Raw genomic sequence first — 6,696 nt, forward strand, 5'->3', positions numbered from 1 at the left:
CCGCAGGGCGGGCCGGGGCACCCTGCCGCAGGGGACGCCGGGCGGGGAGGCGGCGGTGTTCGCCCGGGCCGGTCTCGCCGGACCCCGGCGCCTGGTGGTCCCCGGCGGGCAGGTCCTGGAACGCACCGCCGACGACGTCGTGGCCGGGGTCTTCTCGATGTCGTTCTCGGCGCCGCACCTGTTCGGCACCCGCCTGGACGCCTTCGAGGCGGACGTGCGCCGGCTGCTGCGGAAGGCCTCCCCGTCGGACCTCTTCTCCGAACGGCAGCCGGCCACGGAGGTCTTCGTCTGGCGGCGGGACCCGCACTGAGGCACCGTCGCCCCTGCTGAGGCACCGTCACTTCCGCCGGGGCGCCGTCACCCCCGCGGCGCCTCCGGTCCCGTGGTGCCCCGCGCGACCGGGTCGCCCCCCGCGCCGGTGCCGCCCTCCGTGCCGGTGTCGTCCCGAACGACCGTGCTCTCCCGTGCGACCGTGCTCTCCCGTACGACCAGTTCGTAGCCCGCCGTCAGTCGTGTGTGCGGGGCCTCCGCGTCGGTGGTGATGCGGTGCAGCAACGCGTCCACGGCCAGTTCGGCGATCTCCCGCTTGTCCGGCGAGACGGTGGTCAGGGACGGCACGCTGTAGCGGGTCTCCTGGATGTCGTCGAAACCCACGACCGCCAGGTCCTGCGGGACGCGCAGGCCGTGCTCGTGGGCCGTGCGCAGCGCGCCCGAGGCGAGCAGGTCGCTGAAGCAGAAGACCGCGTCCGGCGGTTCGTCCAGCGCGAGCAGGACCCGCATGGCCGCGGCGCCGTCGGCGCGGGTGAACTCCCCGGTGTCGGGGACGAGCCGGGGGTCGTGCGGCACCCCCGCGGCGTGCAGGGCGGTCAGGTAGCCGTGCATGCGCTGCACCGTCGTCGCGTGGGCCCGGTCCGAGGGCCGGCCGATGACCCCGATGCGCCGGCGGCCGAGCCGCAGCAGGTGCTCGGTCGCCTCCCGCGCCGCCGCGGAGTTGTCGATCAGTACGTGGTCCGCCGGGATCCGGTACGACTGCTCGCCGAGCAGGACGAGGGGGACGCGGCGCCCGCGGTTGGCGAGCATCGTCTCGTCGAGCCAGAGCGGGCTGAGGAGCACACCGTCGATGAGCGGGTCGCTGAGCCCGCAGGCGATGCGCAGCTCCTCCGCCGGGTCGCCGCCGGTGTCCTCGATGAGCACGGTGCAGCCGCGCTTCTTGGCGGCCGCGATGACCTCGGCGGCGAGCTCCGCGAAGTACGGCGCGACCAGTTCGGGGACGGCCAGCGCGATGACGCCGCTGCGGCCGGTGCGCAGGTGGCGCGCGGAGGCGTTGGGCTGGTAGTCGAGTTCGGCTATGGCGCGCAGGACCCGCTGCCGGGTCCGTTCCGCGACCCGGGCCTCGCCCCGGACGACGTTCGACACCGTCTTGATCGACACGCCCGCGCGCTCGGCGACGTCCTTGAGGCGTGCACCCGCCATGGCGGTCGCCCTCCCTTCCCGGCTCCCTCCCGGCCGCCGTCGCGTCGATCGTCACGCGGGCCGGTCCGGTGTGCTGCACAGCGTAAGCCATGTTCCAACGTTGTAATGGCTTCGCTTCCCACTTGGGCGATATGACCGGTTCGGCGTGAGCGACCTGCCGAACAGATAGTTCCGGCAGAGGTGTTGACGCCGCATTTCCGCGGGGATACAACGTTGTAACCGCCTCGGCCCACCGATCGAGCCGTTCGGCGCTATCACTCATTCCAACGTTGTACTCGTTCGCCGTACCCGTTCAGCTTTTCCTGCTGTGGAAGGACGCATGCCCATGCGGGACCGCACGCCGCACCCCTCCCCGCCCGCTCCGTCCCGGCGCCGGCTGCTGCGCGGCACCCTGTCGCTCGGCGCCGCGGCGGCCTCCGCCGCGGTACTCGGCGGCTGCGACAGCACCCTCGCGCAGGGGTTCACCGGCGGGGCGCCCACCGCGTCCCGCCTGAACTTCTGGAACCCCTTCACCGGCGGCGACGGCGAACGGCTGCTGGCCATGCAGGCCGCCTACCGGTCCCGGCACCGGGCGACGGACCTGAAGTCCGCGACCTTCGTGTGGGGCAGCCCGTACTACACCAAACTCACCCTGGCCACGCTCGGCGACCGGCCGCCCCAGGTCGCCATCAGCCATCTGTCGAAGGTGCCCACCCTCGCCGAGGCGGGACTGCTCACCGAGCTGCGGCCGTCCGACCTGGCCCGGCACGGGCTGACCGAGGACAAGTTCGACGCGCGGCCGTGGAAGAAGTCGCAGCTCGACGGGAAGCTGTTCGCCATCCCGCTCGACACCCACCCCTTCGTGCTCTACTTCCGCACCGACATCGCCGAGAAGGCCGGACTCCTCGACCGCGAGGGGAAGCTGGCGGACGTGGACGGGCCCGACGCCTTCATCGACGCCCTGCGCGCGGCGAAGGAGGTGACCGGCGCCTGGGGCGGTTCGGTCGCCTCGGTGAAGGACGCCTCGACGCAGTTCCGGCTCTTCTGGTCGTTCTACCGGCAGATCGGCGGCGGCGACCTCGTCGCCGACCAGGGCAAGAAGGTGGTCATCGACACGGAGGCCGCGGCCGAGGCCCTCGCGTACATCCGCCGCCTCACCCAGGAGAAGGTCGTCCCGACGACCACCGACGGCCCGGGCGCCATCACGATGCTCACCACCGGCAAGGCCGGCTTCCTGATGGACGGCGTCTGGCAGGTCCTGACCGTGCAGGGCTCCAAGGTGAAGTTCGACATGCGGCCACTGCCGAGGATCTTCGACGACGCGCCCTACGCCTGCGCCGCCGACTCGCACTCGCTGGTCTTCCCCAAGGCGCCCTCCGCCTCCGCGCAGCGCCTCGACCTCTCCCTGGGCTTCGTCGCCTCGCTGCTGGGGTCGAGCAAGCTGTGGGCGGAGGGCGGGCACATCCCGGCCTGGCTGCCCACCCAGCGTTCCCGGGAGTACCGGGAGCTCGTACCGCAGTCGCACTACGCGGCCGCCGCCGACGGGGCCGCCTACGACCCGGCCGCCTGGTACGGCGGTGCGGGCAGCACGATGCAGACCGTCGTCGGCGACGTGGTGACCTCGGTGTTCACCGGCGCCACCGGCGCCACGGCGGGGGCGGCACGGATGCGCAGCGAACTGCGCGAACTCGCGAGCCGGCCCGCACCCCTGTGACCGCGGTCCGCCGACCACCGACCACCGACCGCGGACGGCCGACCATCCACCGTCGGCCGCTGGCCGCCGACCGCCGCGCATCCGGCCCTCACCGGGCCCCGTACCCCGTGCGTCCCGTCATGTCCTGACTGAAAGGGCCGTCCCATGGCCACGACAACCGCACCGACCGAGGCCCGAGGCAGAGGTGACCGCTGGGCCGGTCCGGGGATGCTGTTGCCCTTCTCCCTGTTCTACCTGCTCTTCCTGGTGGGGCCGCTGGTCTACACCGTCGTGGCCGGCTTCTTCGACACCAGCCTGCTCACGTCGGGCCTCGGCGACTTCGCCGGGCTGTCCAACTACACGGCCGTCCTGAGCGACGACGAGTTCTGGCGCACCCTGCGCAACACCCTGTGGTTCACCGTCCTGACGACCGTCCCGCTGGTCCTGCTCAGCCTGGTGCTGGCGATCCTCGCCGACCGCTTCGTACGCGGACGCTGGTTCTTCCGCTTCGCCTTCTTCGCACCGTTCGTGCTGCCCTCGGCGGTCGTCGCGCTGCTGTTCACGTTCATCTACGCCGACCAGGTGGGCCTCGCCCACGAGGTCACGACGTGGTTCGGCGTGGACACCCCGCCGTCCTGGCTGGGCGACCCGGACTGGGCGATGATCTCCATCGCCGCGGCCACCGTGTGGTGGACGCTCGGCTTCAACTTCGTGCTGTACCTGGCCGGTCTGCAGGACATCCCGCGCTCCGTGCACGAGGCCGCGGCCATCGACGGGGCCGGCCCCTGGCAGCGCATCCGCCACGTGGTCGTGCCCATGCTCGGCCGCACCACGACCCTCGTCACGGTCCTCCAGGTGGTCGCCTCCCTGAAGGTGTTCGACCAGATCTACATGCTGACCATGGGCGGCCCCGACGGAAGCACCCGCTCCTCGCTCCAGCTCATCTACGACACGGGCTTCGTCGAGGGCCGCGTCGGCTACGCGTCCACCGTCTCGCTGCTGCTCTTCGTGGTGATCCTGCTGGTCTCGCTCGTCTGGTTCGCCCTCGTCCGCCGCGCCGAGAAGGAGCGCTGATCATGACCGCCACCGCCACTCCGCCCGTGACCGACCGGCGGGCCCCCGCGGCCGCACCCCGGCGCCGGAAGTACGACGCCGAGCGCCTGTTCAACCGGGTCGCCCTCGGAGCCCTCGTCGCCTTCGCGCTGCTGTGGCTGGTGCCCCTCGTCTGGGCGCTCGCCACCTCGATCCGGCCCGCGCAGGAGGTCATCACCGACCCCACCAGCTGGTTCACCGCCCACCCCACCCTCGCGGCGTACGAGGACATCTTCGCGGCGGGGAAGCTGCCCTACTGGTACGCGAACAGCTTCATCACCTCGGTGCTGACGACCGTCCTGACCGTGGTGGCCGCCTCGCTCGCCGCCTTCGCGCTCTCCCAGACCCGCTTCAGGGCGCGCCGCGCCGCGTTCGTGCTGCTGCTCGCCGGGATCATGATCCCGGGACAGGTCCTGATGATCCCGCAGTTCCTGGCGCTCCAGGCGGCCGGCCTGCTCAACACCTACTGGGGCGTCGTGCTGCCCCAGGTGCCCAACGTCGTCGCGGTGTTCGTCTTCAAGCAGTTCTTCGACGGCATCCCCCGGGAGCTGATCGACGCCGCCCGCGCGGACGGCGCGTCCTGGCTGCGCACCTACCGGCAGATCGTCATGCCCCTCTCGCGCCCGGTCGTCTCCGCGGTCACGATCTTCGTGTTCGTCGGGGTGTGGAACAACTTCCTGTGGCCCCTCCTGGTCGTCACCGACCCGGAGATGATGACCCTCCCCGTCGGACTGACCTCCGTCCAGGACGTCTTCGGGGTCCCCTACGCCCAGTTGATGGCCTCCGCCGTGCTGGGCGCGATCCCGCTCGTCACCGTGTTCCTGCTGTTCCAGCGCCGCATCGTCGAGGGCATCGCCGGAACCGGCCTCAAGTAGCCGCACCAGCAGGGAAGTTCACCCTCTTCACCATCAAGAAAGGCTCCAGCATGCCGCACACCGCACGGTTCACCGTCGACCCCGAGGTCTCCGTCGGGGAGGTGGACCCGCGCCTGTACGGATCGTTCGTCGAGCACATGGGACGCTGCGTCTACACCGGCATCTACGAGCCGGGGCACCCCGCGGCGGACGCCGCCGGCTTCCGCACGGACGTCGCCGAGCTGGTCCGGGAGCTCGGCACGGGCCTCGTCCGCTACCCCGGCGGCAACTTCGTGTCGGGCTACCACTGGGAGGACGGGGTCGGCCCGGCCTCCGAGCGGCCGCGCCGGCTCGACCTGGCCTGGCGCTCCATCGAGACCAACCAGGTCGGCACCAACGAGTTCCTCACCTGGGCCAGGGAGCTGGGCCTCGACCCGATGATGGCGGTCAACCTCGGCACCCGCGGCATCGACGCCGCCCGCGCCCTGGTGGAGTACTGCAACCAGCCCGGCGGCACCGCCTGGTCCGACCTGCGCGTCAAGCACGGCTACACCGCGCCCCACGACGTGAAGCTGTGGTGCCTGGGCAACGAGATGGACGGGCCCTGGCAGACCGGGCACAAGACCGCCACCGAGTACGGACGGCTCGCGGCCGAGACGGGCAAGGCGATGCGGCAGGTCGACCCGTCCATCGAACTGGTCGCCTGCGGCAGCTCCAACGCGGAGATGCCGACCTTCGGCACCTGGGAGCGCGAGATCCTGGAGCAGACGTACGACGAGATCGACTACCTCTCCCTGCACGCCTACTACGAGGAGTTCGACGGCGACCGCGCCAGTTTCCTCGCGTCCGGGGCGCACATGGACCAGTACATCCGCGACGTGGTCGCCACTGCGGACCACGTACGCGCCGCGCGCCGCGCCAAGAAGCACATCCGGCTCTCGTTCGACGAGTGGAACGTCTGGTACGCGGCCCGGTTCGTCGGTGAGCGCAATCTGGAGACCGCCGAGACGCCCCGGCTGATCGAGGACACCTACAGCGTGACCGACGCCGTCGTCGTCGGCTCGCTGATCATCACGCTGCTGCGCAACGCCGACCGGGTGGCCATCGCGTGCCTGGCCCAGCTGGTCAACGTCATCGCCCCGATCCGCAGCGAGCCCGGCGGGCCGAGCTGGCGGCAGACCATCTTCCACCCGTTCGCCCAGGCGGCCCGCTTCGCCACCGGCACGGTGCTGCGCACCGACGTCACCGGGTCCCTGATCGACACGCAGCGGCACGGGGAGGTGTCCGCGCTGGACACGGTGGTGACGTACGAGGAGGAGAGCGGCGCGCTCACGGTCCTCGCCGTCCACCGCGGCCAGGACGAGCCGCTGCGGCTGCGGGCCGCCCTGCGCGGGCCGCTGGCCGGGTACCGGGTCGTGGAGCACCTCGTCCTGGCCGACCAGGACCCCGACGCCGTCAACACCGAGGCCCAGCCCGACCGGGTGACGCCGCGGGCCGGCGGCGGGGCCGAGGTGACCGCCGACGGCGCGCTGGAGGCCGAACTGGCCCCGGTGTCCTGGAATGTCATCCGCCTGGCCCCCGCCGAGTGATCCGCCGCTCCCCCAC

5 protein-coding genes and 1 pseudogene are annotated in these 6,696 nt (G+C 71.8%); 5 read left to right on the forward strand and 1 reads right to left on the reverse strand.

Translation table 11 applies throughout. The features are described from left to right. A pseudogene (locus tag FGF04_RS31325) lies at positions 1–310 on the forward strand (SAM-dependent methyltransferase); the annotation flags it as partial. 47 nt (positions 311–357) lie between these two features. Here FGF04_RS31325 and FGF04_RS31330 read toward each other — a convergent pair. Next, positions 358–1,473 (reverse strand): LacI family DNA-binding transcriptional regulator, encoded by a 1,116-nt coding sequence (locus tag FGF04_RS31330; RefSeq protein ID WP_235882594.1) that lies wholly within the window; start codon positions 1,471–1,473, stop codon positions 358–360. Positions 1,474–1,798: 325 nt separating this feature from the next. Here FGF04_RS31330 and FGF04_RS31335 point away from each other — a divergent pair, with 325 nt between their 5' ends. The 4 genes from FGF04_RS31335 (at position 1,799) to arfA (ending at position 6,680) form a co-directional block, all read left to right on the forward strand. Beyond that, the gene (locus tag FGF04_RS31335; RefSeq protein WP_235882595.1) at positions 1,799–3,166 is read left to right on the forward strand and encodes an ABC transporter substrate-binding protein; all 1,368 of its coding nucleotides are present in this window, start codon (positions 1,799–1,801) and stop codon (positions 3,164–3,166) included. Between the two features lie 144 nt (positions 3,167–3,310). Beyond that, positions 3,311–4,219, forward strand: a complete 909-nt coding sequence (locus FGF04_RS31340; protein ID WP_149514756.1) for a carbohydrate ABC transporter permease — start codon at positions 3,311–3,313, stop codon at positions 4,217–4,219. A 2-nt stretch (positions 4,220–4,221) separates the two neighbouring features. After that, positions 4,222–5,112, forward strand: a complete 891-nt coding sequence (locus FGF04_RS31345; protein ID WP_149514757.1) for a carbohydrate ABC transporter permease — start codon at positions 4,222–4,224, stop codon at positions 5,110–5,112. Positions 5,113–5,162: 50 nt separating this feature from the next. Further along, complete coding sequence (gene arfA / locus FGF04_RS31350; protein ID WP_149514758.1) at positions 5,163–6,680, forward strand: arabinosylfuranosidase ArfA; 1,518 nt, start codon at positions 5,163–5,165, stop codon at positions 6,678–6,680. Positions 6,681–6,696 lie beyond the last annotated feature (16 nt).

Origin of the sequence: Streptomyces apricus, from assembly GCF_008369065.1 — a bacterium.
Lineage (GTDB): Bacteria > Actinomycetota > Actinomycetes > Streptomycetales > Streptomycetaceae > Streptomyces > Streptomyces apricus.